The organism is Priestia sp. FSL W8-0524, assembly GCF_038005965.1.
GTDB classification, from domain to species: domain Bacteria; phylum Bacillota; class Bacilli; order Bacillales; family Bacillaceae_H; genus Priestia; species Priestia zanthoxyli.
The window spans coordinates 3539319-3564234 of sequence record NZ_JBBOUG010000001.1; the positions used below are offsets into that span (position 1 = coordinate 3539319).

At 39.5% G+C, this 24916-nt stretch carries 25 protein-coding genes and 1 riboswitch; of the genes, 5 read left to right on the top strand and 20 right to left on the bottom strand.

Annotation, left to right across the window (positions count from 1 at the left end; all coding sequences use genetic code 11):
* Positions 1 to 27: 27 nt before the first annotated feature.
* The 5 genes from NST66_RS18610 to NST66_RS18630 form a co-directional block, all read right to left on the bottom strand.
* Positions 28 to 1251: a nucleotide sugar dehydrogenase gene (locus NST66_RS18610; RefSeq protein ID WP_328173650.1), complete on the bottom strand. Its 1224-nt coding sequence runs from the start codon at positions 1249 to 1251 to the stop codon at positions 28 to 30.
* Positions 1244 to 2770 (bottom strand): glycosyltransferase family 2 protein, encoded by a 1527-nt coding sequence (locus NST66_RS18615; RefSeq protein ID WP_340843642.1) that lies wholly within the window; start codon positions 2768 to 2770, stop codon positions 1244 to 1246. Before NST66_RS18615 ends, NST66_RS18610 begins: the two co-directional genes overlap by 8 nt.
* Positions 2771 to 2772: 2 nt before the next feature.
* The gene (locus NST66_RS18620) at positions 2773 to 2973 is read right to left on the bottom strand and encodes a hypothetical protein (protein WP_033579930.1); all 201 of its coding nucleotides are present in this window, start codon (positions 2971 to 2973) and stop codon (positions 2773 to 2775) included.
* A gap of 18 nt (positions 2974 to 2991) precedes the next feature.
* A complete protein-coding gene (locus NST66_RS18625; protein WP_033579929.1) occupies positions 2992 to 3339 on the bottom strand; it encodes a hypothetical protein in 348 nt (115 codons plus the stop codon).
* Between the two features lie 258 nt (positions 3340 to 3597).
* Positions 3598 to 4272 carry a C40 family peptidase gene (locus NST66_RS18630; RefSeq protein ID WP_249886560.1) on the bottom strand — a complete coding sequence of 225 codons (675 nt, stop codon included), beginning with the start codon at positions 4270 to 4272 and terminating at the stop codon, positions 3598 to 3600.
* Between the two features lie 185 nt (positions 4273 to 4457).
* Here NST66_RS18630 and NST66_RS18635 point away from each other — a divergent pair, with 185 nt between their 5' ends.
* On the top strand, positions 4458 to 5747 hold the full coding sequence (locus NST66_RS18635) for a globin-coupled sensor protein (RefSeq protein ID WP_168761200.1): 1290 nt from the start codon (positions 4458 to 4460) through the stop codon (positions 5745 to 5747).
* Between the two features lie 40 nt (positions 5748 to 5787).
* Here NST66_RS18635 and NST66_RS18640 read toward each other — a convergent pair whose 3' ends face one another.
* The 3 genes from NST66_RS18640 to NST66_RS18650 form a co-directional block, all read right to left on the bottom strand.
* Positions 5788 to 6318 carry an HTH-type transcriptional regulator Hpr gene (locus NST66_RS18640; RefSeq protein WP_028415001.1) on the bottom strand — a complete coding sequence of 177 codons (531 nt, stop codon included), beginning with the start codon at positions 6316 to 6318 and terminating at the stop codon, positions 5788 to 5790.
* Positions 6319 to 6514: 196 nt separating this feature from the next.
* Positions 6515 to 7378, bottom strand: coding sequence for an RsiV family protein (locus NST66_RS18645; protein ID WP_340843643.1), 864 nt, complete (start codon positions 7376 to 7378; stop codon positions 6515 to 6517).
* Positions 7375 to 7875 (bottom strand): RNA polymerase sigma factor, encoded by a 501-nt coding sequence (locus NST66_RS18650; RefSeq protein ID WP_047749995.1) that lies wholly within the window; start codon positions 7873 to 7875, stop codon positions 7375 to 7377. Before NST66_RS18650 ends, NST66_RS18645 begins: the two co-directional genes overlap by 4 nt.
* 159 nt (positions 7876 to 8034) lie before the next feature.
* Here NST66_RS18650 and NST66_RS18655 point away from each other — a divergent pair, with 159 nt between their 5' ends.
* On the top strand, positions 8035 to 9444 hold the full coding sequence (locus NST66_RS18655; protein ID WP_154992290.1) for a polysaccharide deacetylase family protein: 1410 nt from the start codon (positions 8035 to 8037) through the stop codon (positions 9442 to 9444).
* A gap of 28 nt (positions 9445 to 9472) precedes the next feature.
* On the opposite strand, the gene NST66_RS18660 is transcribed toward NST66_RS18655, so the two are convergent.
* The 3 genes from NST66_RS18660 to NST66_RS18670 are packed head-to-tail and all read right to left on the bottom strand — an operon-like array spanning position 9473 to position 13447.
* Positions 9473 to 10588: a GerAB/ArcD/ProY family transporter gene (locus NST66_RS18660; protein ID WP_028415005.1), complete on the bottom strand. Its 1116-nt coding sequence runs from the start codon at positions 10586 to 10588 to the stop codon at positions 9473 to 9475.
* Between the two features lie 17 nt (positions 10589 to 10605).
* Positions 10606 to 11835 (bottom strand): Ger(x)C family spore germination protein, encoded by a 1230-nt coding sequence (locus NST66_RS18665; protein WP_028415006.1) that lies wholly within the window; start codon positions 11833 to 11835, stop codon positions 10606 to 10608.
* Positions 11825 to 13447 (bottom strand): spore germination protein, encoded by a 1623-nt coding sequence (locus NST66_RS18670; RefSeq protein ID WP_049166028.1) that lies wholly within the window; start codon positions 13445 to 13447, stop codon positions 11825 to 11827. The genes NST66_RS18665 and NST66_RS18670 overlap by 11 nt, the downstream gene beginning before the upstream one ends.
* Positions 13448 to 13604: 157 nt before the next feature.
* Here NST66_RS18670 and NST66_RS18675 point away from each other — a divergent pair, with 157 nt between their 5' ends.
* Both NST66_RS18675 and NST66_RS18680 read left to right on the top strand, forming a co-directional pair.
* Positions 13605 to 13838, top strand: a complete 234-nt coding sequence (locus NST66_RS18675) for a hypothetical protein (RefSeq protein WP_050689902.1) — start codon at positions 13605 to 13607, stop codon at positions 13836 to 13838.
* Positions 13839 to 14005: 167 nt separating this feature from the next.
* The gene (locus NST66_RS18680) at positions 14006 to 15178 is read left to right on the top strand and encodes a hypothetical protein (RefSeq protein ID WP_223546227.1); all 1173 of its coding nucleotides are present in this window, start codon (positions 14006 to 14008) and stop codon (positions 15176 to 15178) included.
* A gap of 50 nt (positions 15179 to 15228) precedes the next feature.
* On the opposite strand, the gene NST66_RS18685 is transcribed toward NST66_RS18680, so the two are convergent.
* From NST66_RS18685 to NST66_RS18705, 5 genes are all read right to left on the bottom strand, one after another.
* Complete coding sequence (locus NST66_RS18685; RefSeq protein WP_165636147.1) at positions 15229 to 16662, bottom strand: amino acid permease; 1434 nt, start codon at positions 16660 to 16662, stop codon at positions 15229 to 15231.
* Between the two features lie 231 nt (positions 16663 to 16893).
* Positions 16894 to 17793, bottom strand: a complete 900-nt coding sequence (rocF, locus tag NST66_RS18690; RefSeq protein WP_034270538.1) for an arginase — start codon at positions 17791 to 17793, stop codon at positions 16894 to 16896.
* Between the two features lie 89 nt (positions 17794 to 17882).
* Positions 17883 to 18143: a hypothetical protein gene (locus NST66_RS18695; RefSeq protein ID WP_311283439.1), complete on the bottom strand. Its 261-nt coding sequence runs from the start codon at positions 18141 to 18143 to the stop codon at positions 17883 to 17885.
* Between the two features lie 42 nt (positions 18144 to 18185).
* Complete coding sequence (gene ggt / locus NST66_RS18700) at positions 18186 to 20264, bottom strand: gamma-glutamyltransferase (protein WP_340843645.1); 2079 nt, start codon at positions 20262 to 20264, stop codon at positions 18186 to 18188.
* Between the two features lie 409 nt (positions 20265 to 20673).
* A complete protein-coding gene (locus tag NST66_RS18705; RefSeq protein WP_028415012.1) occupies positions 20674 to 21171 on the bottom strand; it encodes a tetratricopeptide repeat protein in 498 nt (165 codons plus the stop codon).
* Positions 21172 to 21344: 173 nt separating this feature from the next.
* Between NST66_RS18705 and NST66_RS18710 the strand changes: the two genes are divergently transcribed.
* Entirely contained in the window at positions 21345 to 21431 is an 87-nt protein-coding gene (locus NST66_RS18710) for a YjcZ family sporulation protein (RefSeq protein ID WP_016765201.1), read from the top strand.
* 189 nt (positions 21432 to 21620) lie between these two features.
* Here NST66_RS18710 and NST66_RS18715 read toward each other — a convergent pair whose 3' ends face one another.
* The 4 genes from NST66_RS18715 to NST66_RS18730 all read right to left on the bottom strand — a co-directional run bounded on the left by NST66_RS18715 (position 21621) and on the right by NST66_RS18730 (position 24854).
* Positions 21621 to 21701, bottom strand: coding sequence for a YjcZ family sporulation protein (locus tag NST66_RS18715; protein WP_016765202.1), 81 nt, complete (start codon positions 21699 to 21701; stop codon positions 21621 to 21623).
* Positions 21702 to 22028: 327 nt separating this feature from the next.
* Positions 22029 to 23348: a TrkH family potassium uptake protein gene (locus NST66_RS18720; RefSeq protein WP_033579917.1), complete on the bottom strand. Its 1320-nt coding sequence runs from the start codon at positions 23346 to 23348 to the stop codon at positions 22029 to 22031.
* A 3-nt stretch (positions 23349 to 23351) separates the two neighbouring features.
* Positions 23352 to 24011: a potassium channel family protein gene (locus NST66_RS18725; protein ID WP_028415014.1), complete on the bottom strand. Its 660-nt coding sequence runs from the start codon at positions 24009 to 24011 to the stop codon at positions 23352 to 23354.
* A gap of 124 nt (positions 24012 to 24135) precedes the next feature.
* Positions 24136 to 24280: riboswitch (cyclic di-AMP (ydaO/yuaA leader) on the bottom strand.
* Between the two features lie 115 nt (positions 24281 to 24395).
* Positions 24396 to 24854, bottom strand: coding sequence for a hypothetical protein (locus tag NST66_RS18730; protein WP_155007712.1), 459 nt, complete (start codon positions 24852 to 24854; stop codon positions 24396 to 24398).
* Positions 24855 to 24916 lie beyond the last annotated feature (62 nt).

The window sequence follows — 24916 nt, forward strand, 5'->3', positions numbered from 1 at the left end:
AAAGAACCACTGAACAATTCAGCGGCTTCATTTGTTTAAAATACCTCTTGTATCGACAACTTTTTTTGCGTATTTTACAATCGACCAATCGATTTGACTGTGATCGGTTAACACAAGTACAACATCGCTTTTTTTAACTTCTTCTTTTGTCAGCGGGACAGAGAAATACGTTTGCTTATTTAATATAGCGGAGTCAATGTAAGGGTCATGATACGTCAGCTCATATCCTTTTGCTAAAAGACCTTCACATACCGTCAGCGCCGGCGATTCACGCATATCATTTACGTCTTTTTTATACGCGATGCCTACAACAAACACGCGTTTCTCATTTGCTGCGAGCTGCTTTTCAACACGTCTAATTACTTTATTTGGCATTTCTTCATTAATATGATGAGCAGCTTCAATAAGTTCGCTCGTTAACCCATTTTGCTTTAGTTTCCATAAAAAATAAAGCGGATCAACGGGTATGCAGTGCCCTCCAATTCCGGGTCCTGGATAATACGGTGTGAACCCAAACGGCTTAGTAGATGCCGCCTGTAATACCTCATGAAAATCAATCCCTAATTCCTCGCACAATTCATTTGTTTCATTCACCAACGAAATATTGACAAGGCGCTGAATGTTTTCAAACAGCTTGCACATTTCCGCTACTTTTGGAGAAGAAACAGGCACCACCTGCTGAAAAATACTTTCATAAAACGTCTGCACGTGATAAAGGCAGTCTTTGCTGTAGCCGCTAATCACTTTTGGAATATGCTCAATATCGTATGATTTGTTTGCCGGATCAACTCGTTCTGGAGAATAAGCTAGATAAAAATCTTTACCTGCCTGTAAGTTGGAATCTTTCAAAATAGGCAAAACGACTTCTTCAAGCGTGCCTGGGTAAGTAGAGCTTTCATAAATAACGGTTTGCCCTTTTACCATATGTTCTTTCAAAAATTTAGATGCGCTAATGACTGGTCCTAGATCGGGGTTATGATTTTCTGTAATAGGAGTTGGCACAGTCACAACTACATAATCGCATGCTTGAAATGCGGAAATACCTTTTTTCAATTCATATGCTTGAAAGTTTTTCTGGGTTTGAATCACATCATTACGTACATCTGGAATATAGCTTTTCCCTTGTTTTAGCGCTTCAATTTTTCGTGCGTCAATATCAAGACCAACGACGCTATAGTTTTTCTTTGCAAATAAAAGAGCAAGCGGCAATCCAACATAGCCAAGACCAATAACAGCAACTTTTTTATTCATTTTTCAACACCTCAAACAAGATATCATGTCTTCGTATGTCCGGAAGAAACTCGCCTCTTTCACTTGTTTGGCTAATATAGTATGCAAGGGCCTCAACATAATCTCCTAGAATACGCTGCGTTGATGCCGCCAAACCTTTGACTTTCATGTGCTCTTTTCGAATCCGGTTCGTTCGCGCCACATCAACAAAATGAACGGGCTGAACCATAAAGCCGTACATAATACTTTTTAATTGAAATAAAGGCGGAATAATAAGAGATTCGTAGCCAACCTTCTCCATTACATCCCGTTTAATTGCATGCGGAATCGCCGTCGTTGTATTGATTGTCAAATCAGGACGTTTACAAATGATATTAAGAAAATATTTCGCCGCACTTACAGAGTGAATAGGATGCACTTCATCCAGCAAACACTCTAAATTATTAAGCGCTACATCAATTCCTTGATCAGCTGCTTCTAGATACGGACGTAAATTTTCTGCAGAAATGACGATATCTCCATCTACGAACAAGCAAACTTCACCGCTACTGTACATGGCACCGATTGCTCGAGGTACATTATGCCCAAGCCGCTGCTTGTAATGAAGAACAGTGGCTCCAGCTTCAATTGCTCGTTTAACCGTCACTTCATCGGCTCCGTTGGCAACCACGATGATTTCTTCCACTCCTGCTTTTTTCACTTCTTGGATCACGCTTGCAATCGTTTCTTTTTCTTCACCTACTGGAATAACGGCGCTGTACTTAACGCCTGTTTTCCGTTTCACATTCGGTGTATAAGCCGAAACAACTTCCCGGTTTCGATCGCCGTCTGTTAGTCCGCCTCTTATTCCTTTTTCTTCAATAAGATGAGCTAACGCTTTAATGTGATCTCCAATGATATAGTTAGTGGAAATAGGAAAAGGGGAATTGGTAGGAATGGTTTTATGAGTGTTTCGAATCTTGTTTGTATAAATAACGTCTGAAGAACACGGTGCAACAATTGACATTCCTTTTAAAAGAGCAATCGTATGAGCGAGGGGCGGATGAGCTAAATTCTCATATCCGATTTTAGCTGCTGATGTTTTTTTGATGGCATGAGGAATGGCTGTTAAGGCTTGAACAGATAAATCTTCACGCTGTAAGCACAAGTTCAGCATATATTTGGCAACAGAAACAGGATGAGGACGCACCTTTCGTTTCATAATCCATGTAAGATTATTTAAAGCGATATCATGACCGGTTTCTATAGCTTGCGTATATTTCATCAGCTCCTCATGAGGAACCGCTATATCTCCGTCCAAAAAAAGCAAAATATCTCCTTTTGCTTTTTTAGCCCCAATGGCTCTTCCAATATTAATACCAAGAGCTTCTTCATAATAAACAACGCGGCATCCTGCATCCTCGGCTATTTCCTTTGTTGTATCACTGGATCCATTTACTACGACAATAATCTCAAACGGCTTCATTTTTTGAACTTCTTTAATGACAGGTAACAAAGAATCGGCCTCGTTACAGGCTGGAATAATCACTGATACTTTCAAACTCACTCAACTCCGCTAAAAATTCGAACATACGTAATGGATACTAGTGGAATGGTTACATCCGTTGGCTCACCATATGAGCTTGATGTACGTACAACAGCAGCTGCGTCCGTAACAGCAAGCAGTGTTCCATTAATAACGTCAATAGCTGTGATGATTTGCACAAATGAACCCACATTTTCTCTTAATGCATCTTGAAACATACTTTTCTCTCCTTTCGTTTAAGCACTTTGAATGGTGACGATGCTTGTAAATGGCAGTAATACCGTTGATGTGGAAGACTCTATCAATTCTAAATAGTTATCCCCAACAAACGTCACGACGCCCTCAAGCGGACCAGCCGTTGTTTCAATTACAACTTCTTGTCCGATATACTGCTTGGCAATTTCTTTAAAAGGTGATTCTTGAGCTTCTTTAATAATACTGATCACATATTCTTTAAACGTGTCGGAATAAACAACGTCTTCTACTGCTTTTTTTGTGTTTTCCTGAATAAATTCAGCAAATCGATTTGAAAACAACAGGTGTTTTATCTTTTCTACATAGCGACGGTAACAACAAAAAAACATAAAGTTTGTTCCTCCTTTTTATGCTGCTATCCCTTCAAATTACCTATAACCATTGACGTAACTTAAGAGATTACTTTACCAATATATACAAGCTTTATCAGAAAGGTGACAGAACTTTTATCACGTTTTTATACAAATACGCACATGACCAGCCCGTTTTGCATAGGATTATTTCCTACTTCCTCCTACCTACTGAAACCCAAACAAAAAAAGACAAAGCTCCTAAGCTTTGTCTTTTCTTATCTATTAAATGAAGAATCAGTTGACTGCAATACGCTTTGCTCCTATATAACGCTCTTTCCAATAGCTTGAATTTTTATCGCTAATTGTAACGCCTTTAGAAGACGATGCGTTAATAAACTGTCCGTCTCCAAGATAAATGCCTGCATGAGAAGGACCTTCTTTGTACGTTTCAAAGAAAACAAGATCTCCTACCTGCGGTTCACTTACATTTTCACCTGCTTTATAGATATCTTCAACCGTTCTTGGAATATCAACGCCTACGCTTTCTTTATATACATACTGAAGATATCCGCTGCAGTCAAATCCCGAAGGTGTAGTGCCGCCCCATTTGTACGGGGTGCCCATTAAGGATTTTGCTTTGCTGATTACTTTATCCGTATTCACTTCTGATTCGCCTTCTACAACGCCGCCTTTACTTAATGCATTGTATGTATTCTCTCCAACAATTCCATCTGCTTCTAGGTTATGTTTCTCTTGAAAAGCCATAACCGCTTTTTTTGTTTCATAATTAAAATAACGCGATACTTCGCCTTTTAAAAATCCTTTATCTTTTAACACCGTTTTAACTTGTTCAACATCATCATTTGTCATCCCTTGTTTTAAAACCGTGTCGCCAAACGCAGCATGTCCCATTGCCGGACTTGCAAATAAAGCTCCTCCTACAAGAAGCGCCGATAGCATTTTTTTCATTTCGTTTCCTCCCCGAATCATGTTTTAAGCACCGTACAACCATACCATCTGCGGATAACAATTCAATTAATAGAAGATAACAATTTGATAACAATCTTTTTAAACAGCCTCAACTCTTGGACGTAAAACGCCGAAATATAAGAAGAAGAGAAAAACAACTATTCTAGCAAATAAAGGTGATAAACATGAATTGGTTTAAACGAAACAACGTGCACCCCGAAGCCGCGGCTGTCGAATCCATCACTGTAAAGCTTCATGTATCGGACCCGATGATAAAAAAGCAGATTAACATGATTTCCTTAACAGCAGAAGACCTCGAACGCATTGCCAGATTTCAAGTTCACGCGCTGAACGCCATCGAAGAGATCGTGAATGATTTTTACAAAGCTATTGGCGAACAGGCTCATTTGGTTGCGATTATCGAAAAGCACAGCAGCGTCCATGCATTAAAACAAACGTTAAAACAGCACATCTTAGAAATGTTTGATGGACAAATAGACGACGCTTTTGTGGTAAAACGTCAAAAAATTTCCAAGATGCACGTTAAAATTGGACTTGAGCCAAACTGGTATTTGTGCGCATTTCAAAATTTATTTACGTCGCTTCTTTCAGTATGTGAACGTACGATGGAATCAAAAGAAGAATGTCTAGCTTTTATCGCAAGTATGACAAAGCTTATTAGTCTAGAACAGCAAATTGTGTTAAAAGCCTATGAGCTTGAATATGACGAGCAGCGCGCTGGACTTCAGACTCAAAAAGAGAAAATTCAGCTAGAAATCTCTCGTACATCATCTATCCTTTCTTCGTTATCTGAAGAAACGAAGAAATTTATGAATCAAATGCACAATCAGTCTTCTGACGTCGTTTCTTATGCAAACAAAAGCTCCCAATTGGCAGAAGTCATTGAGAAAGAATCCGTTACGAGTCAAGCAAAATTAAAAGAAGAACAAAACATGCTTGGAAGCATACAAAAAAATACGTCGCTCATTCAAAACAAAATGAAAACGCTCGAACATACATCACAGCAAATCCATCAAATCGTTTCGATTGTTACTTCTATTGCGGAGCAAACGAATTTATTGGCATTAAACGCTTCGATTGAGTCCGCTCGAGCAGGTGAGCATGGAAAAGGATTTGCAGTGGTAGCACAGGAAGTACGGAAGCTTGCAGAAGAAACGAAGAAATCGATTTCTAATATTTCTACTTTTATCGGAGACATTCAAAAACAAATCGAAAGCGTTTCGGCGTTAGGTGGAGAAGTCGCTACATTAACAAAAGATACGGCTGACAACATGAACAACATTACTTCTTTTTTTACGAACGTCCTTAGCATAACAACCGAGAACAAACAGCAAACCGTTCTAACAAAAAAAGAGCTTGATAAAATCGCTGACGCAATGAAGCAGCTATCTCTGCGGATTGAGAAGATGGCCCATTCCTCAGAAGAACTTGAACGGTTAACTGAAAAAAGTTGATATGCAAAAAAGCCTTCTCAGCTTGCACAAGAAGGCTTTTTTATTTTTTCAAGCTAGCGGGCTCTTGAGAAGAACGTTCGATGAACTGGACAAAATCATCTCCGTATATGCTTCGAATCAGAGCCGTCAGCTCAACAAAGTCAGGCAGCTCTCCGTAAACATCTCGCAGCGGCATCGCTCCTTGAAACAAAGGATTTTCAAGAGGGTTATAATCCTCGATCGTTTTTAAAAACATCTTTTTTCCTTCTTCTGTGAGCTGCACGTATGTATTCCGCTTATCTTTCTCATTTTTAGAAAGGGTAAGATAGCCCCGCAGGTGCAATTTTTTTGCAAAGTTAAAAGCTGTGGATAAATGCATGACGCCTAGCTTTGAAATGTCGGTCATCGACGCAATTTCCAGCTGATAAGCAATCCCTAAAATGTGATGCTCATTAATGCTCAGATCGTACGGCTTAACCCACTGTTCCCAATCCTTTTCAGTAGACTTCCAAAGAGCTTTGCTTACTTGCATCACAAGCTGATTAAACAGCATGGCATCTTTAATCGTATCTTGATTTAACGTGCGTTTCACCTCTTCACTTCCTCTCTAGAAATGCAACCGTTCACATCATTTGTCCCTAAGACTTTATAAATAAAAAGAATGAAAATATATACAGAATATTATACATGATTGCTTATATATTTCAACTTATTTTGCATAAAAATAAATTTAAACGTTTCTTTATGTAAAAAACCAGACGTGAACGTTCAGTGTTCACGTCTGGTTTTTAATGAATATACCGTTTACCAACTAGAAGGTTTGAAATAACGTCCGTTGGAATTTCAAACTCAATGTTTCCCATATATCCTGGAGCGACTTTGTATTTATCAAATACAATTCTAAGCTTGTGATCTTTTGTAATGTAGAAGCTTTGATTTTCAGCAATCTCTTTAAAAGGATCCATATCTTCTTCAGTCAGCCAGTAGATTGTGCCTTCTTCATGCTTCATTTGATCTTTCATTTGCTGTTTAATATTTTCACTAATGACCTTTATATAGCTTTTATCTTTGAACAAACTTGGAAGCGTAACGAGCACTTCGTGTTTTTTATCAATCGTGTCGTACTGATTAACGCTCGACGTTGAAGCTCTCGATTCTTCCACATATCGATGAACCACAAGCAAATCATCGGTATCCGTCATAATATCATAGCCGCTGCTGACAGCCACGTTTCCTTTCTCTTCTTTTCGTAATGTTTTCATCTCTTTTTTAAACTGTTCATACAGCTGTTCATTTTCTTTTATATACTTTTCATTTAAGCTTGTTTGAAGACCTTTGTTTTCCAAGCCTGAAATCGATGGTGTTTTCACGTCAATACGAGAATGCTTTTCTTCTTGTTTCAGTTCCTCAAATGTAATTACTTCTACTACTTTTCCCAGTACAGGAATTTTTGCCATTGCATTTGCCGCATCTGGACTTACATTCACCGTTGTGATAAAAATCATCGCTGCTGCCGCAATCGAGCTCGGCCAAATATAGAATTTCTTTTTACGAGGGTGTGAAGAAAGTGCCTGTGCAACAACACCATCTAATTCGTCTGGAATAGGAATGTCATGATACTGCTTCTTTAACTTTTCTATTTTTTCATTCATTGTTCTAAGTCCTCCTCCGTCATCGTAATCCGCAACAGGTTCAACGCTCTGTATAGCCTTGTCTTTACTGTATTTACATTTTCCTCAATGATTTCCGCAATTTCGTCCATTTTTAAATCTTCGAAAAACCGCAGAATAATAATGGTCTTATATTTAACCGGCAGCTGATCCATTGCTTGCTTTAAATCAATATCTTCATACTGATCTTCACGTCCGCTGCTCAGATACTCAAGCTCTTCATCGCCCATAAGCGTTAAACGTTTATGCTTACGCAGGAAATCGATTGCCGTTCGTACAACAATTTTATAAAGCCAGCTTTTAATCGATTGAATATCTTTGATACTGTCTATTGAAATGAGTGCTTTTTTAATCGATTCTTGCACAATATCAAGCGCATCTTCTTGATTTTTTACATAGCTAAAGGCAAGCCGGTAAAAATCTGCTTTATGCTCGGTTATGCATGCTACGAGCATCTGATGTGCATCGTGTTTTTTCATTGTCTTTCATACCCCTTCTATTTTCTCTTGCTGAAGTACATCTATAAGGTAGACGGAATGAGTAGAAAAATAGTTTGGTTTTTTTAAAAAAAAGTAAAACTAAATGATGGTCTCATGCGTCTATTAGGTAGATATATACAAAAAGGGGAATATTACTACATGAAAACCATGGGCTACAAACGTATTTTGACACTGCTTGGATGCTGTATTTTGTTTCTTGGTACAGCAGGGTATATCGTCAAAGCAAACAGTACAGAGAAAAAAACGGCAAGTATTCAAACAGATCAAACCTATCCAGACGTTGAAATTCAAACGCTAGTTAAGGACCTTACAGACGGAGGCTATGCCATTAGCTACCCTTCCTTTGGTAAAAAAGAAATTGATCAATCCATTCAAGCTTACGTAACAGATCAAGTGGCACACTATGAAAAAAATCTGAAGAAGCAGTCAAAAAAGAAAAAATCTGAATTAACGATTACATATAAAATCGTCCATTACAGCAAGCAAACGCTAAGCGTTGTCTTTGATGAATATGAATCTATAAATGGAGAGAAAGGAACGTCTTCTCTCAAAACCTTTACATTTGACCTGCCTGCTCAAAAACAAATGACGTTAAAAGATTTATTTAACGAAAATGCAAACTATTTAGATCGCCTTTCGGCTATTTCATATGCTGAATTAAAAAAACAAATGAAAAAAGCTGATTTTGACCCGGGCCTTCAAAAAGGAACTCAGGCAGCCAATCAAAATTTCAGTCAGTTTGCGCTGCTTGAAAACAGTATTGTGATCTACTTTAAGCCTTACCAGCTAGGTGCTGAACAAACGAAAACCAAAACAATCGCTATCCAAAAAGATTTATTTAAAGACATGCTGAGTGATACTTACAAAGACGAAGCAGCAAATAAAAATAAAGTCAAAGAAACGCCTCCAAAACATATCGTTAACGAAATACCGCAGCAAGGAGCGCCTATTGATCCAACTAAAAAAGTCGTTGCGATGACCTTTGATGATGGACCTAACCCTGCATCTACCAATGTGATTTTAGATGGATTAAAAGAAGTGAACGGACACGCTACCTTTTTTGTGTTAGGAAGCCGCGTTCAATATTATCCTGAAACAATCGAACGTATGGTGAAGGAAGGCAACGAAGTCGGAAATCACTCTTGGGACCACCCTCAGCTCACACGTTTAAATGAAGCGCAGGTCAAACACCAAATAGGCGATACCCAAGCGCTTATTAAACAAGTGAGCGGCTATGAACCACTGCATGTACGTCCTCCTTATGGAGCTGTGAATGCAAATGTAAGACGTTATGTCGGAAATGTTGGCGTGACTCTATGGGATATCGATCCTGAAGACTGGAAATATCGAAACGTTCCTCACTCCGTTCAAGCAGTTATGAGCCAAGTCGGAGACGGAAAAGTTATTTTAATGCATGATATTTATCAAACAAGTGCCGAAGCAGCGGTTGAAATTATGAAGCAGCTTCACGCACAAGGATATCAGCTTGTTACGATTTCACAGCTAGAACAAGTAAAAAAAGAGCGGGAACAGCTGCACTTGCAGTAGAAGATCGCAGACGAATGCGCTGCAGCCATTAGGATGGCTGCAGCGCTTTTGTTTTTTTTATGCGATGTTTAATAAAGGCTATACAGAGCAGCGTAAGCGGAATCACTACGTGAAAAGGGATAAAAAGTAGCACCGGCATAATCGTTAAGCCTTCTTTTAAATGCTCTTGAAAATTACTTGCAATCGTCAAAGAAAAAAATAAAATCACCGTGCCAACAGGATATGTCAGCGCAGAAGGTCGTTTTACCTTAAACAGCGTGGAAAGCCCCACAATTACCGCGTAAAAAAAGACGCTGATTTTAACAAATCCTCCAATGACTAACGCAATCATAAAAAACACGTCTAGCCGCTCTAAAAAATCAGCTACTCTAATGCTCTCTACCGTACTTAAAAGCGGAAAGACCGACCTGTTAGTCAACCCTATCCCTAATACACTCACGTTAATCGCCATGGTGATTGCTAAGTTAATGCCGCTTAGTACAATGCCGCAAAGGCCTACAAGCTTTACTTTTTTAGGATCTTTTACATATGGAAAAATCATCGTAAACACAACAGCTTCTCCATACGGAATATACAGAGTCTGAGTGGCGACTGTTTTTAAAACCGGCCAAATCCCATCTCCAAGTATCGGTTTTAAAGAAGTAAAATCAATTAATCCTGAAACAAAAATAAGCACAAATCCTGCTACAGCCAAGATATACATCAAAATAAACATGAGCTCTCCTGCCCGAGCCACTACTTCAAGTCCTTTGTGCACAGTATAAATAATCAACAGCATCAGCATCGCGTTCACGACAAACAAAGGGCTGTCGGGGTAGCCAAATGTCAGCAGCATTTCTCCAAAATCACGAAGTACGCGAGCGGCAGCATATGAAAAATGAAGCAAATATAAAAAAGCAAGTGCAGATCCCAAGACTTTCCCTAGCAGCTTTTGCATGTATTCTGTCGGCAGCATGTTAGGATAGTACCTATACAGCCGGTAGTAAATGAGGTAAAGCAATAAGCTCCCAAACATACCGAGTAAAATAGCAAGCCAAGCGTCTTGTTTTGCATCCATTGCAAGCGGAATGAGCAATGCGCTTCCATGTTCAAAAAGGACAATTAAAATAAAAAACTGCACAGAGCTAATTTTCACTTTTTCCACTCATTGCTCCCTCCTGTTTACTGGCGTTGTTTTACCGCATCAGACATAAACGACTTGTTTCGCAAACCTGCTCGTCTTACATACGCTTCTACTTTCACATCCATCTCCACTTCAGGAAAATACACATCGCTCCACTCATGCTGAAGCCTTTTCCACTGCCTCGGATAATTTTCGTGCACGACTTCTCCAAATCCCACAACGTCCGTCTGTTTTTTTTGAGCAAAAGCAAACGCTTCTTTTATTTCGTTTTCAATGGCTGCTTCTATTTTTTTTTCAATATCAAGAATCACAAATGGATTTTTAATATCTATAGGTACTTCCATTTCACCAATATCTCCTTCTACTCTAGTTCGTACAATCATCTTTGGTTTGCCGTTTACCATATTTGCACTCACGTTTGTTCGCTGACGGACGACTTGATAAGCAATGGCTTTCTTTTTATCTTTCCATGAAATATTCACATCTGTTCCCTGCACTTTATCCCGCAGCCACATCACGCCTCGCGCTTTTTTTCCATATAAAAATGTAATCAACTTCCCATCTTTAAACATGCCGAGTCCTTCTGCACGAAGAGTCGATTCAGGAGCAGTTTGCTGAAGATTTTGCAGCGTTTGGGCTTTTTGAGCGCTACCTCTTATTCCAAACCCTGACATCAGCGCTTGACTTCCCGGGGATTCAAGGTTTTTCATAACTTCTTGAGCCGATACTTTCATATGTTCTCCCCACTTTTGTTCGGTGAGCTCCAGCGTTTTAAGGACTTTATTAGCTGGAATTTTATCAATTGGCGTAAGAGATTTTACAAAACTGGAAGCTTTTACGCCGTTTGCAATGACCATATCAGATGTAATTCGAAATTCCGGATCTCGGTCAATGCCATCAATAATGACATCAATGCCCTCCGTTCTCGCTAGGCTTTCTCCGATAACAATTAAGTTTGTATGAGCGTAGTACAGTCTTCTTGATACCGTGCTCGATGCTCTTCTACTTGCTTCCACTAGGTTTGCGCCTTTTGCTCCGTATACGGAAACAGACGGACTTTGGGTACCACCCCCGCCGCCTTGAAGACCGCCGGCTACGTTACCTGGATTAATAATTTGCAGCGTGATTTGATACTGACCATCTTTTGTTTTATCAATTCCCATCGCTGCGACAATCGCTAAATCGGTTAATTCCTTACTGCTCCAGCAGCTTGAAAGGATGCAAATCGAAAATGCCATAACTGTACATAAAAGCCCTTTACGCATCACTTTGATCGCCTTCTTTCACCGTAGTGTTTGCCATTCCCCGGCTTTTAGGAGGCATTGGGCGCTGGTTGTCTCCTTCTCTCACCATATTTCCACTACTGATGAGCCTTGGTCTTTGTCTAAGCGTCCACCACGGCATGCGAACAATGGTATCACCTGAATTGCTCGGAATAAATGGAGCAAGAGGCGTCATGTATGGAACACCGAATGAACGAAGACTGCAGAGATGAACAATCATCATTAAAAAGCACAGGATAATGCCATAAAACCCGAAAGTAGCTGCTGCAATCATAAAAACAAAGCGAATGAGCCGAGCAGAAATCGCAATGGCAAATGAAGGCGTCGCAAAGCTTGCAATCGCCGTCATCGCTACAACAATAACCATCGCTGGAGATACAATCCCTGCTTGAACCGATGCTTGCCCAATCACGAGCGCTCCTACAATTGAAACTGCAGAACCGATCGCCCTTGGAAGTCGAATACCAGCTTCTCGCAAAATTTCAAATGTGACTTCCATAATGAGCGCTTCAACCAAGGAAGGAAACGGAACATCTTCCCGCTGTGCAGCAATGGCGATGAGCAGCTTCGTCGGAACCATTTCTTGATGAAAAGTTGTGATCGCTACATACGTAGCCGGTGCAATCAGTGAAATAAAAAAAATAAGAATGCGTAAAAAACGAATCGACGTGGCAATATCAAAGCGCGAATAATAATCTTCAGGAGACTGAAAAAACTGAATGAAGACAGCAGGTGCAATCAGCACGAATGGCGTTCCGTCTACAAAAATCGCAATACGCCCTTCTAAGAGATTTCCTGCAACGATATCGGGACGCTCCGTGTGATACATTGTAGGAAAAGTAGTGTACGTTTGGTCTTCAATAAGCTGCTCTACATAGCCTGATTCTAAAATGCTATCGATATTAATTTGGTTAAGACGCTGCTTTACTTCTTTTACGATTTTGTCATTGGCAATCCCATTAATGTACATCATTGAAACGTCTGTCTGCGTTACTTTCCCAATCTTCATCGTTTCTACCCATAAGTCAGGCGATTTGATAATTCGCCTGACCATGGGCATGTTTTTAGCAATCGATTCCGTGAACCCTTCCTTAGAACCCCGAACGACAAGCTGTGTAGTCGGTTCTTGAATTGAACGCCACTCCCCGCCTTTCGTACCTGCACTCATCGCATGGTTGTTTCCATCTATCAAGATAAGCGTGTCTCCTGACATCAAGGCGGGAAACACTTCACTCCACGTATGTAAAATCGCAATGTCTCCAATTCCTACTACATCTTCTTTTAATAACGTAAAAGCATTTTGAGGTGTTATTGGTTCAGAAAACACGTCATCTTTCATCATGGTGTCTACTAAAAGCTCTTGGATAGACTGATTGTCTACAATTCCGTCTATATAGATAACAGCGGCTTGAATGGCTGCCCTTTCCCCAATTTTTATATAGCGAATCACCATATCCGAGCTGTTCCCCGTTCGCTTTTTTATGTTAGCTATATTACCTTCAAGCGACTGCATCAGCAGTTCTTGTTCCTCTGGTAGCGAACCTTCTGTTTCCTTTTTATTGTCTTTGCTTTTTTTATTTTTAAATAAAGAAGGCACGATTAAAAACACCTTTCTTTTCTTTTTTTTAGCTTTTTCCAAATAAATGCTTTGTATGCAATTTTTAATAGAACAATCAAAGCGTAAGACCAAAAAAATAACAAAAACTATCAGTAGAATGTTTTTAAGAAAAAAATAAAAACGGAGAGTGAGACATATGAAAATCGTTTGGATATCAGCTTTGCTGTTAGGATGCTTAATGGGATTTTCTATCGGTGTGGATATGATGCAAGGATTTAGTTTTTCAATGGCTCTTCAAAATGCCTACAGCCCGTTTCGCGTAATGGAGTTCGCCGAATTATTTGTTCTTTTTTTCCTTTTATTCTGTTTTGTAGCTGAAATATTTTACCGCTCATACAGAGTAAAAAAGGCAAAACAGCGCCAAAGATAAAACTCTGCGAAAAACACATATTTCTCCCTTTTACCACCTATTCTCCTTTTCATTTAAATGTTATAATTTTCATAATTGGAAAAACTTTTACACGCCTTTCTGCATGGAAAGCTGTACGCTTAAACTACAAAATAAATATTAACTTTGAACTAAAAGGTGAAGAAATGATGAAAAAAAAATTAGCCGTTATTAGTACAGCTTGCTTACTTATTCTTGCAAGTGACCCCATCTCTTCTTATGCTACTCCTGATTCCCCGGATTCCTCTTCCGATGTTTTGGACCAGTCAACGGACGTGGATACAACTGAAGATGTAAAAGCTATTTTTGACTCTCTCTATCAAGAAGGCTATTCGCTCGGAGAAGAAGATGGATACGCACAGAAAAAATTCGAGCAGTTCGATCAAACAACAGGACTGGACAAATCTTCTGAAGAATTCACGTGGTTTATGATGGGGTATACGGTAGGATATAAAAAAGGACAGCAGCAAAAAGAGGAAGAACTCAAGACTGAACAAGAAAATGAAATGGCTGCCGGCGAAGAGGAAGGCTATCAGCAAGGCGTCCTTGATTACAAACATGCTACTATTCAATCGGAAATCGACCCCTTCCCTTCTAAGTCATCCGACTGGAATAAAGGTTATGTTCAAGGCTACAAAAAAGCTATTTCTTTAATGGACCTATCTGTTAAAGCAAAAAAAGAAGGCTATGAACAAGGTCTTGAAAATGATTCGATGAGTGTTCCCAGCATGTATGATGATGAGGATGTCACACGTCAGGCTTTTACAGAAGGCTTTGAAACCGCTCAAGCCGAAGTACTGAATCAGCAAAAAAAGCAGTTTGAAAAGCAAGGCTACGTACAAGGCTATCACGACCTTCCACTCGAAGTACCTGCAGAAGCAGAGGGCGAATTGCAAACAGCCTTTGAACAAGGATATGAAAAAGGACAGAAACAAAAACAAAAAGACGTAAAAGCAGATGGATACGACTCAGCTTTCACTTATCAGACCTATAGAGCGCCTAAAAGTCTTCAGGACAAGCCTCAACTAGAAAAATGGTACAAAGCAGGTTTTTATTCGAATAAAGATGTGAAATCTTTACAGCAAAAAGCTTATAAAGACGGCTGGAAACTAGGAAAAGAAATGAGCGTTCCGAAAAAATACAAGCAAAATAAAGCTGCGGTGGCGATGTACAAGAAATATTTTGAACAAGGCCAAAAAAAGCAGGATAAAACAGTGAGTCATATCCTGCTCGGCAGCGGTATCGTTCTTACACTGCTTGCCCTTATCACGCTATGGAGACTTCGCCGCCGTAAAAATGAAGATACAACACTAGATAGCTAAAGACAAGTACATAAAAAACCCGAAAAATCATGATTTTTCGGGTTTTTATGTTAAATAATCATTCGTTTATTTTCCGCAAGCTGAACTTCTTGCTCCTGTTTTGACTGATTTTGTTTTCGAATTTTCAAATAATAATAAACATAACAGCCTATAAAGAAGATACCTCCGCAGTATAACGCCATTCGCTGCTCAGGATCAAACGCAAGACTGATCATAACAATACAGTTCGTAATAAGCGCTACGATAGGCAGAACCGGATAAAGAGGTGTTCTAAATTTCAGATCTTCTACTTTTCCACCTTTAGCCACGTAAGCACGACGGAATGCAAGCAGTGAAGCTGTAATCGCAATCCAGCCAATTTGAGCGCCAAGTCCAGCGAGTGAAATCAGCCATACGAAAACGGTTTTAGCTGCCACTACGCTTGAAAGCAGCGAAAAGCATGAAATCACAAGCGTAATTAATAGTGCATTAAACGGTACACCTCTTTTGTTGACTTTTCCAAGCGCAGGACTTGCCATTCCTTCTCTTGAAAGAGAATAAAGCATACGTGTAGCCGCGTAAAACCCAGAGTTTGCGACTGAAAGAAGAGCTGTTAAAATGATAAAGTTCATAATATCCGCCGCGTAAGGTACACCTACACTATCTAACACAACAACAAACGGGCTTTCTACAACGCCTGCTTTTTCACGAGGAATCATGCTTGCTAAGACAAACACGGATAAGACGAAAAAGAAAAGCGTACGCCAAACCGTTTGCTTGATCGCTTTTGGAATTGTTTTTTCCGGATTTTCACTTTCTCCCGCCGCAATTCCAATCAATTCTGTTCCTTGAAACGAAAAGTTCACCGTAATCATTGTAATCAGCAAAGCCGTTACTCCATTTGGAAACAGCCCTTCGGCAAAGAAGTTTGATAAAAGCGGTGCTTCCTGTCCGCTTTTCATATCAATGAATCCAAACATTGCGGCTCCGCCTACAACAATAAACATAATGATGGCGAAAATTTTAACGCTTGAAAACCAAAATTCTGTTTCACCAAATGCTTTAGCTGAAAGTGCATTTAATGAAAAAATTAACGCTCCAAAAATGGCACACCATAACCAAACGGGCGAGCCTGGGAACCATCTTTGCATTAACTGTCCGGCAGCTAAAAACTCAAGTGCCACCGTTACTGCCCATCCTAGCCAGTACAGCCATCCAATCGCAAAACCTGTTGCAGGGCCGATAAATTTAGTGGAGTACGTTTGAAACGATCCTGCAACTGGCATAGCAACGGATAATTCTCCAAGACACAGCATCGTTAGATACATAATGATCCCTCCTACTAAGTAGGAAATCATTGCTCCCATCGGACCTGCTTCATTGATGGTATAACCTGACCCAAGGAAAAAACCGGTACCAATACATCCCCCTAGTGATATCATAAAAAGATGCCTTGTTTTCATCGTTCTTTTTAATTCTCCTGGCTGTCCCTGTGGAATATTCATCCCATTTCCTCCCTTTGCTGCACAAAAAATGAAATCGCTTTCATTTTTTTAGGTTTATTTTGTTTTTATAGCCGCTTATTAGGCAGCTCTTCCTGACTGAAGTCAATTGATGCCGGATGATTTTCAAATGGCGCCACCCCCGTAGCGAAGATGGCAGCCGCTTAGTCCTGCATGACCGTTTCTTGGATCACAACAGATTTTCTCCACACGATACCTGTAAGTAGCTTTTTCTTATAAAAGCTTATCGCCAAACAATGAACTCATTAACGCAACCGCTACTTCTGCAGTTTTGTTATGCTGATCTAAAATGGGGTTCACTTCTACAAATTCAGCAGATGTCACCATGTCTGCTTCCGCTAGCATTTCCATTGCTAAATGACTTTCTCGGTAGCTGATGCCGCCTTTTACAGGTGTACCTACGCCTGGTGCATCATCCGGATCTAAGCCGTCTAAGTCCAGCGACAGGTGCACACCGTCTGTACCGCTTAAATAATCAATCGTTTCTTTCATCACTTGCGTCATACCTAAACGATCAATTTCATGCATCGTATACACTTTAATTCCTTTTTCTTTAATTAACTCTTTTTCACCATCATCTAGTGAGCGTGCACCGATAATAACTAGATTTTCAGGTTTAATTTTTGGTGTATACCCTCCAATATTTAAAAGTACAGGATGTCCAATACCCAGGCTCACCGCTAACGGCATGCCGTGAATGTTGCCCGATGGAGATGTTTCAGCGGTATTTAAATCACCATGAGCATCATACCAAATAACGCCTAAATTTTCTGAACCTTTTGCCACTCCTGCAAGCGTTCCAATTGCAATACTGTGATCTCCGCCTAATATTAACGGAAAGCGGTCTTGCTCTTTCACTTCTTCAACTCTTGCAGCAAGCTGTTCATTTCCGCTGGCTACAGCCGCTAAGTTTTTCAAATTCGTATTTTTATCCACGTCTGCCCGTTCTTTAATCTCTACTTTAATATCGCCTTCATCATGTACGGTATAGCCAAGAGCTTCTAAGCGTGTATTCATGCCCGCATAGCGGATTGCGCTCGGCCCCATGTCTACGCCCCTTCTTGTTTGTCCGTAATCCATTGGTACACCGATAATTGAAATTTCTTTTTTCATTTTCTATACCTCCGTTGCATGTTAGTCTGTGTGAAGTAAACATAGGCGTTTATTTAACTATGTATTTTTTCATTGATACAGCCCCTCATCTATTTCTTATGCAAAAATGATGCCAACTTTGTTTGTAGCATTCTATCAGTCTTTTTATCACAGTTTTTCTTACACATGCCAAAAAAACTGTCGATTTCTACAACTTTTTGGCAAACTACGCCAATTTTTTTGTCGTTTGGTTTAAAATCGCCAATTTTATTTGCTTTCTTAAAAAGGAGTGAGCCAATATATAAATGAAACCTACGTTTACCATCGCAATAAAAAAATCCGAACGCTTTAGATTCTCTATCAAGAATCAAACGCGTTCGGATCTTCCTTCAACTAAGCTACTTTTATCCCATTTAATTTGTAATAACGTCTCCGTCTTCATCATCGCCGGTATCGTTTTCACCAGGATCTTTTTCTAATGAGACTACTTTCTTTTCTTCATCCCATTTCACTTTGTAGCCAAGTGATTTAGCTACTTTGATAACCGATAAATAGGAGTGGTGATTTGGCTTATACAGCTTTAAATCACTCGAATCAATGACGCCTAATCCTAGCAGCAGGCGGTCGGACTGAACGTAAGGCTTTCCATCAATCAGTTTTACTTGCTTATCAGTAAATGGATACACGGCACGGTTGACTTCGACCGTAAACTCTCCTTTTTTCTCTTCTTTAATTGGTTTTGGCTGTTTGGATACATATTTAATTGCGTCTACTCCTAATACCGTGCCTTGGCGCGTATTATCAGCACCTCCGTACATTTTCCCCGTTTCATAGTCATAGATAACCGCTTGGACATTTCCAATATGCTCTGGCTTTTCTTCAAACGCATGTCCTTTAGCCATCATTTCAAGGAGTGTATCTTGGCTAAAGCCAGGTTCCCATCTTACGGTTGGATAGCCGCTTGAATAAATACGAGTCGTTAAAATCGCTTTTTGAATCGGCATCTTATGGTCAATAACATTCATAATCGTTTCTGCTACAGACGCAATAATGGTTGGGCCTCCCGGTGAACCAATTGCCATGAACGGCTTTCCGTCTTTTAACAGCATCGTTGGAGACATGCTGCTTCGAGGACGTTTTTTAGGCTCAACCTGGTTCACGCCTCCCGGAGTGGCATCAAAATCCGTCATTTCATTGTTGAGCATAAATCCGTAGTCAGGAACCATAATTCCTGAACCAAAAACTTGTTCAATGGTAGTCGTGTAAGAAACCATGTTTCCCCATTTGTCTACAACAGAGAAATGAGTCGTTTGGCCGATTGGATTTTCTTCCGTTATCGTTGCTTTATTTGGATTTTCTTTTCCTTCATATTTCCAAGGGTCTCCTTCTTTAACATTAGGCGTTGCTTTATTTGGATTAATTAATTTACGACGTTCTTTAATATAATCTTCATCTAACAGGCCTTTTTTCGGCACTTCGTAAAAGTCTTCATCTGCCATATACGCCGCGCGGTCCGCAAAAGCTAAGTGCATCGCTTCCGTTAAATGCTGCAAATACTGTGGCGTATTGGAACCCATTTTTTCTACATCATAACCTTCCATTAGCTTTAAAATTTGCTGCACGGTTAATCCGCCGGAGCTAGGAGGAGCCGCACTAACCACATCGTAGCCTCGGTAAGTTGTTTTGACCGGCTCGCGTTCTTTTACAACGTAATTTTTTAAATCATCCATGGTCATGCTTCCATCGCGTTTTTGAACTTCTTTAACAAGCGCTTTTCCAATTTCTCCTTTATAAAGAGCGTCTGACCCTTCTTTTTGAATAAGCTTTAATGTTTTCGCAAGATCAGGCTGAACAAGCTTATCTCCTTCTTTCAACGGCTTGCCATTCGGTACAAATACATTACCGGCCGTTTGGTATCTTTCAAGCTTGTCCGCATTTTCATCGATATACTGAGCCATCGACCAATTCACTTTAATTCCTTGTTCCGCTTGAGTAATAGCAGGTTTAATAACATCTGATAAGTCCATGGTTCCATAATCTTCAAGGGCTGTTTCTACTCCTTTTAACGTGCCAGGAACTCCAACTGCTTTTCCTGTTATGTGACGTTTACTGAAAGGAATGACTTTTCCTTTTGAATCTAAAAACAGCTTAGGCGTGACATCAGCCGGTGCCATTTCACGGCTGTCTAGCATCGTAATTTTATCTTTCTTTTTTTCATAAATCATCATAAAACCGCCGCCGCCGATACCAGACATCATCGGTTCCACAACGTTTAGAGATAGTTGAATGGCCGCTGCCGCATCTACAGCGTTTCCGCCTTCAGCTAACACTTTCCTCCCCGCTTCAGCAGCCAGCGGGTGAGATGCCGCTACAATTCCTTGTGTAGCACCCCGTTTCATTGAATGGTCGACACCCGGAACTTCAGCAGCAGCTGGTGTGACAACTAAACATAAACTAAATAACGTAATAGCCAACATCTTCATAACCTTCATCTGGGTCTCCTCCTTCAAATACATTATTTCACATCGCCTGAGACGATGGATTTCACGAAGAATAAATTGGTTTATTATGATATTTTTTACATATGCGTATAAATAAAAAGCAAAGTAAATCATACCTTTGCTTTTTTAGTTAATCGCATGTTTAACTTTTCTCTCTATTCATTTACAATTATCTATATTTTCTAACAATTTATCCATAGGCTGATAGTTTCTTACTATTTTTGGAACTATGTAGACTGAACGCTCTAATAATGTAGAAAATCTAGCAGTTAAGAAGTCGTTCGACTTACATGCACTTCTTAAATTTTTTATAAATATTCTTATTGTTATATAAAAAGCAATCCTTTATGAAAATCAGCATACGTTTTCTGAAAATCAAAAATAAAACAGGACTTTAGATTCATCGTCCTGTTTGGAGCATGTTTTCGACTTTTTTAATGTCCGCGTGCGTAGGATTGATTTCCCGAGCATAGGCGATTTGTTCTTTCGCTTTTTCCATTTCTTTTAATTGAATATAGGTTTTGGCGAGTTCGAGCGGCAGCATAATCCCTTCAAAACCAAGATCTTGCGCCTTCTGCAAATAAAACAGCGATTTTTCGTAATTCCCTCCAAACATAAGCGGAGTTTCCCGATATTTTATTCCTCGAACGAAGTGCGCCAAGCTTGAAGATGGATTTAATGTTAATGCCTGATGAAGAGCCCGGTCCATTTCTAAGTTCAATACCATTTTTTCAAAGATAATTGATTCTTCAATTTGCTTTGCTAAACAAACGGCTAAGTAACAGTACAAATCAGATGCTTGAGGTTTTTTCTTCATTTCTTGTTGAATTTCGCGCTTGATCTCTTTCCACTTTCCCTCTTCTAGCTGATTCATGACGTATTGTGCATGTATTCCCACCTGTTTGCCCTCCTTTTCCTCTTTATCATAAAGGATTTCTGCGCAAATGAAAAAAGTAAGTGTTCTTCATTCTTCACAAAAAACGTTACCATTAAAAAATAGGCAAATTTCTCAATCACTTAACCCAATTAGTACATAGGATATAGAGACTTTTATTAAAGGAGGTTACACATATGGGCGCAAAAGGCGGTTTTGGTTTTTCATTTATCGTTGTTTTATTTATCCTATTAGTAATCGTAGGGTGTTCTTGCTACTACTAATTTTTAGAGAGGATGAACATCATTCATCCTCTCCTATTTTAAAAAAAACCATGCTTTCGCATGGCTACATACCGATTAGATGAATGAGTAGAGGAACTCATTGTTCGGCAATATTGAAGAAATTTTTGGTTTTTACTTCCGCCTAGTATGCCCTTTTTGACGGGGGCTATGCGCAAATAAAGTTAACGTTTAAAAGCGAAAGCCAGACGCACCTACAATAACAAGTAAAACAAATAACACAACGATTAACGCAAAATTTTGTTTTCCCACGTACCATCCCTCACTTCCTGTTATCTGCTTTTAGTGTATGCAACAGCTTGGCAAAATGTTTAGGACAGGGGTGCGGATTTTTCCAATGAGAAAAACCTTCAAATTTCGCCAAAAAAAGTGAATCATATTTTTGTTTCTTTCGTTATATATAGTAAGAGATTTTTTTACTATAAAAAAGGAGGGGCTTTAATGCGCCGACATTCCAAATTGCCCATTGTTCTTGTTTTTGCCTTCTTTTTATTCATCGCAACTGTTTTGTGCGTAACCTCTTATATGTCTTGAACGTATAAATAATATAAAAAAATCGCCTCATCGAAGGCGATTTTTCTATCCTAGCATTATATCTTCGTTTGGATAGCGAACGGCTTCACGCTTTTGCTTAGATAATGAAAACGCAAGCGTTAATGGCCCCACTTTTCCTAAAAACATGATAAAGATAATAATCACGCGTCCAAAGTACGAAAGTTCAGGAGTCGCTCCCATCGATAAACCTACTGTTCCAAACGCAGAAACAACTTCAAACATAATTTTTACAAACGGCAGGTTTTCCGAAATATTTAACAGGAAGATGGCCCCAAACACAAACATAATTGAAATCATCGTAATGGCTAGTGCCTTAAAAACATGAAGAGGAAGAAGTCGTCTCTTTAGCAGCACAATATCTTCCCTGCTTCGTAAAAATGCCCATACAGAAAAGACAATCACCACAAACGTCGTGAGTTTGATACCCCCTCCTGTTGACGCACTCCCTGCACCAATGAACATCAATAAAACCATTAAAAACACCGTTGCGTCATGCAAATGAGCTAAATCAATTGTATTAAAGCCAGCGGTTCTTGTTGTTACCGCTTGAAAATAAGAAGCCCATACTTTGTCTCCTAATGATAAATTTCCGAGCGTATGCGAATTGCCGTACTCTAAGAAAAAAATAAAAAGCATGGCAATCACGTTAATGGCGAACGTGCTGATAATCATAATTTTTGAATGCAGCGTTAGTTTTTTATACGATTTTTTCACCCACATATCAGCAAGGACGGTAAACCCTAACCCACCAATAATAAAGAGAAAAGAAATCGTGATGTTAATAATAGGATCTCCTACATACTGAACTAAGTTATCAGACAGCAGTCCGAACCCTGCGTTATTAAAAGCCGAAATCGAATGAAACAAGCTAAAGAACAGCCCCTTAGACCATCCGAATTCCGGAACCCAGCGTATCGCTAAAAAGAGCAGTGCAACAAACTCAATTAAAAATGAAAAGATGAACAACCTTTTAACTAGCAGCACAACTCCACCGACGCTCGTCTGATTTAATGCCTGCTGAACGAGCATACGCTCTTTAAATCCAATTTTTTTACCTAGCATCATAAAAATCAGCACGGCAAATGACATAATGCCGAGACCGCCTATTTGAATTAACAGCATAATAATCGTTTGACCGATGACGGTAAAACGCGTACCTGTATCTACGACGGCTAAGCCGGTCACTGTCATAGCGGAAGTAGATGTAAAAAGGGCGTCTACCCACCGGATTGGCTCAGTAGTAGAAAAAGGCATCATCAATAGAAGAGCACCAATAATAATTCCTCCGCCAAAAATGGAGACAAGCAGCTGCGGAGGAGTGAGTTTAATGATTTGTTTTTTCATGAGTTAAACTCCTTCTTCTTCAAAACGGTTCAAATCGCGATTATGTCCGATAACAATCAGCATATCTCCTTGTTCAATTATTTCATGCGCGGTAGGCGAAATCACCATTTCCCCGTCTTTTCGCTGAAAGCCGATAATATTGCAGCCGTACTTGGCACGAATGTTCAAATCAAACAGCGTTTTATTATGAAGCTTTTTAGAAGCGACAATTTCGACAATACTATAATCCTTTGACAGTTCAATGTAATCAATGATCTTTTCTGACACCACGTGATGAGCAATCCGCTTCGCAATATCGCGCTCAGGATGAATGACTTTGTCCGCTCCTATTTTCTCCAGCACTTTTTGATGATACATATTCACCGCTTTTACCCATACTTGCTTAACGCCCATATCTTTTAAAAGCATCGTTGCAAGCACGCTTGCTTCAATATCGTCTCCAAACGAAATAAGAGCATGATCAACGTTACGAATGCCTAGCCCTTTTAAGCTAGCTTCATCAATTGCGTTCGCTTGCACGACATATGTAGCTGAGTTGCTATATTTCTTTACTACCTCCTGATTGCGGTCAATAGCGAGCACATCCACATCCAAATTAGCAAACTCTTCAACCAAACTGCCTCCAAAACGACCTAATCCCAATACAGCAAACTGTTTTTTCATAATGTATTTATTCCTTTCTTCAACTGCTGTGTGTTCTCTTAGCTTATACTTTTTCTAAAAAATTACATGTTTTTCTTAAAAAAAGCGCAAAAAAACACAGGAAGGCTCCTGTGTTTTTTCACACTCTTCCCCCTCAAAACGCTTGCGAAGTTAGCTGTCGGGTTCGGGTTTTAAGAGTAACCCTACCTTTTTAAGGATTCACCCCGGAGCACAATATGTGCGTAAATAATGGGTCCTCCGCTCCGTAATGGATTAAGCGATTTTTATTCAAATATCTATGATCTATTTTTTAGAATAATCGATTCGATTCATGATACGTTTCACTTCACGAAAGCTATCTTACTCCTGTGGATTTTGTCTGTCAAGATATTTTTAGGGAAGACATCACTTGCGCTGCAAACTGCAAAAATCATATAAATCTAAACCGACAATCAGTTTGTGAAATTGATCAAACAAATTAATAACGGCCAAAAGCTCTAATAGCTGCGTATCACTGTAAAATTTCTTTAATTGATCCATATCAGCATCCGTCAAATCCCTTGGACGCACTCGGTATACATCTATAAATCGAAACAGCAGTCGATCTTTTTCTTCCAGCTCTTTTTCTCTTAACACTTTTTGATTAAGCGTCTTATCGCCTACATATGACATGCTCATACACGTCTCACAGCCGTTAACACCTGCTAGATAAAGCCTGATTTTTTCCTTAGTCTCTCTTTTTACTATATCACTGTTCCAAAGCTTGTCGTATAGCTCATCATACAACCTTTTTACATCTGGAATTAAATTCAGTGCTTTTTCAAAATTTGTTCCCTCTTCGTTTGTTAACAAAACTCTTGCCATTTTTTACTCACTCCTTTTTAATTATTATAGTAAGAAAAATGGAGATTTCAGATAACAAATAA

Bases quoted from the DNA above. Each gene is read 5' to 3' on its own strand.
- NST66_RS18610 (WP_328173650.1), bottom strand. From the start codon at position 1,251: ATGAATAAAAAAGTTGCTGTTATTGGTCTTGGCTATGTTGGATTGCCG.
- NST66_RS18620 (WP_033579930.1), bottom strand. From the start codon at position 2,973: ATGTTTCAAGATGCATTAAGAGAAAATGTGGGTTCATTTGTGCAAATC.
- NST66_RS18625 (WP_033579929.1), bottom strand. From the start codon at position 3,339: ATGTTTTTTTGTTGTTACCGTCGCTATGTAGAAAAGATAAAACACCTG.
- NST66_RS18630 (WP_249886560.1), bottom strand. From the start codon at position 4,272: ATGAAAAAAATGCTATCGGCGCTTCTTGTAGGAGGAGCTTTATTTGCA.
- NST66_RS18635 (WP_168761200.1), top strand. From the start codon at position 4,458: ATGAATTGGTTTAAACGAAACAACGTGCACCCCGAAGCCGCGGCTGTC.
- NST66_RS18645 (WP_340843643.1), bottom strand. From the start codon at position 7,378: ATGAATGAAAAAATAGAAAAGTTAAAGAAGCAGTATCATGACATTCCT.
- NST66_RS18650 (WP_047749995.1), bottom strand. From the start codon at position 7,875: ATGAAAAAACACGATGCACATCAGATGCTCGTAGCATGCATAACCGAG.
- NST66_RS18655 (WP_154992290.1), top strand. From the start codon at position 8,035: ATGAAAACCATGGGCTACAAACGTATTTTGACACTGCTTGGATGCTGT.
- NST66_RS18675 (WP_050689902.1), top strand. From the start codon at position 13,605: ATGAAAATCGTTTGGATATCAGCTTTGCTGTTAGGATGCTTAATGGGA.
- NST66_RS18680 (WP_223546227.1), top strand. From the start codon at position 14,006: ATGAAAAAAAAATTAGCCGTTATTAGTACAGCTTGCTTACTTATTCTT.
- NST66_RS18685 (WP_165636147.1), bottom strand. From the start codon at position 16,662: ATGAATATTCCACAGGGACAGCCAGGAGAATTAAAAAGAACGATGAAA.
- rocF (WP_034270538.1), bottom strand. From the start codon at position 17,793: ATGAAAAAAGAAATTTCAATTATCGGTGTACCAATGGATTACGGACAA.
- ggt (WP_340843645.1), bottom strand. From the start codon at position 20,264: ATGAAGGTTATGAAGATGTTGGCTATTACGTTATTTAGTTTATGTTTA.
- NST66_RS18710 (WP_016765201.1), top strand. From the start codon at position 21,345: ATGGGCGCAAAAGGCGGTTTTGGTTTTTCATTTATCGTTGTTTTATTT.
- NST66_RS18720 (WP_033579917.1), bottom strand. From the start codon at position 23,348: ATGAAAAAACAAATCATTAAACTCACTCCTCCGCAGCTGCTTGTCTCC.
- NST66_RS18725 (WP_028415014.1), bottom strand. From the start codon at position 24,011: ATGAAAAAACAGTTTGCTGTATTGGGATTAGGTCGTTTTGGAGGCAGT.
- NST66_RS18730 (WP_155007712.1), bottom strand. From the start codon at position 24,854: ATGGCAAGAGTTTTGTTAACAAACGAAGAGGGAACAAATTTTGAAAAA.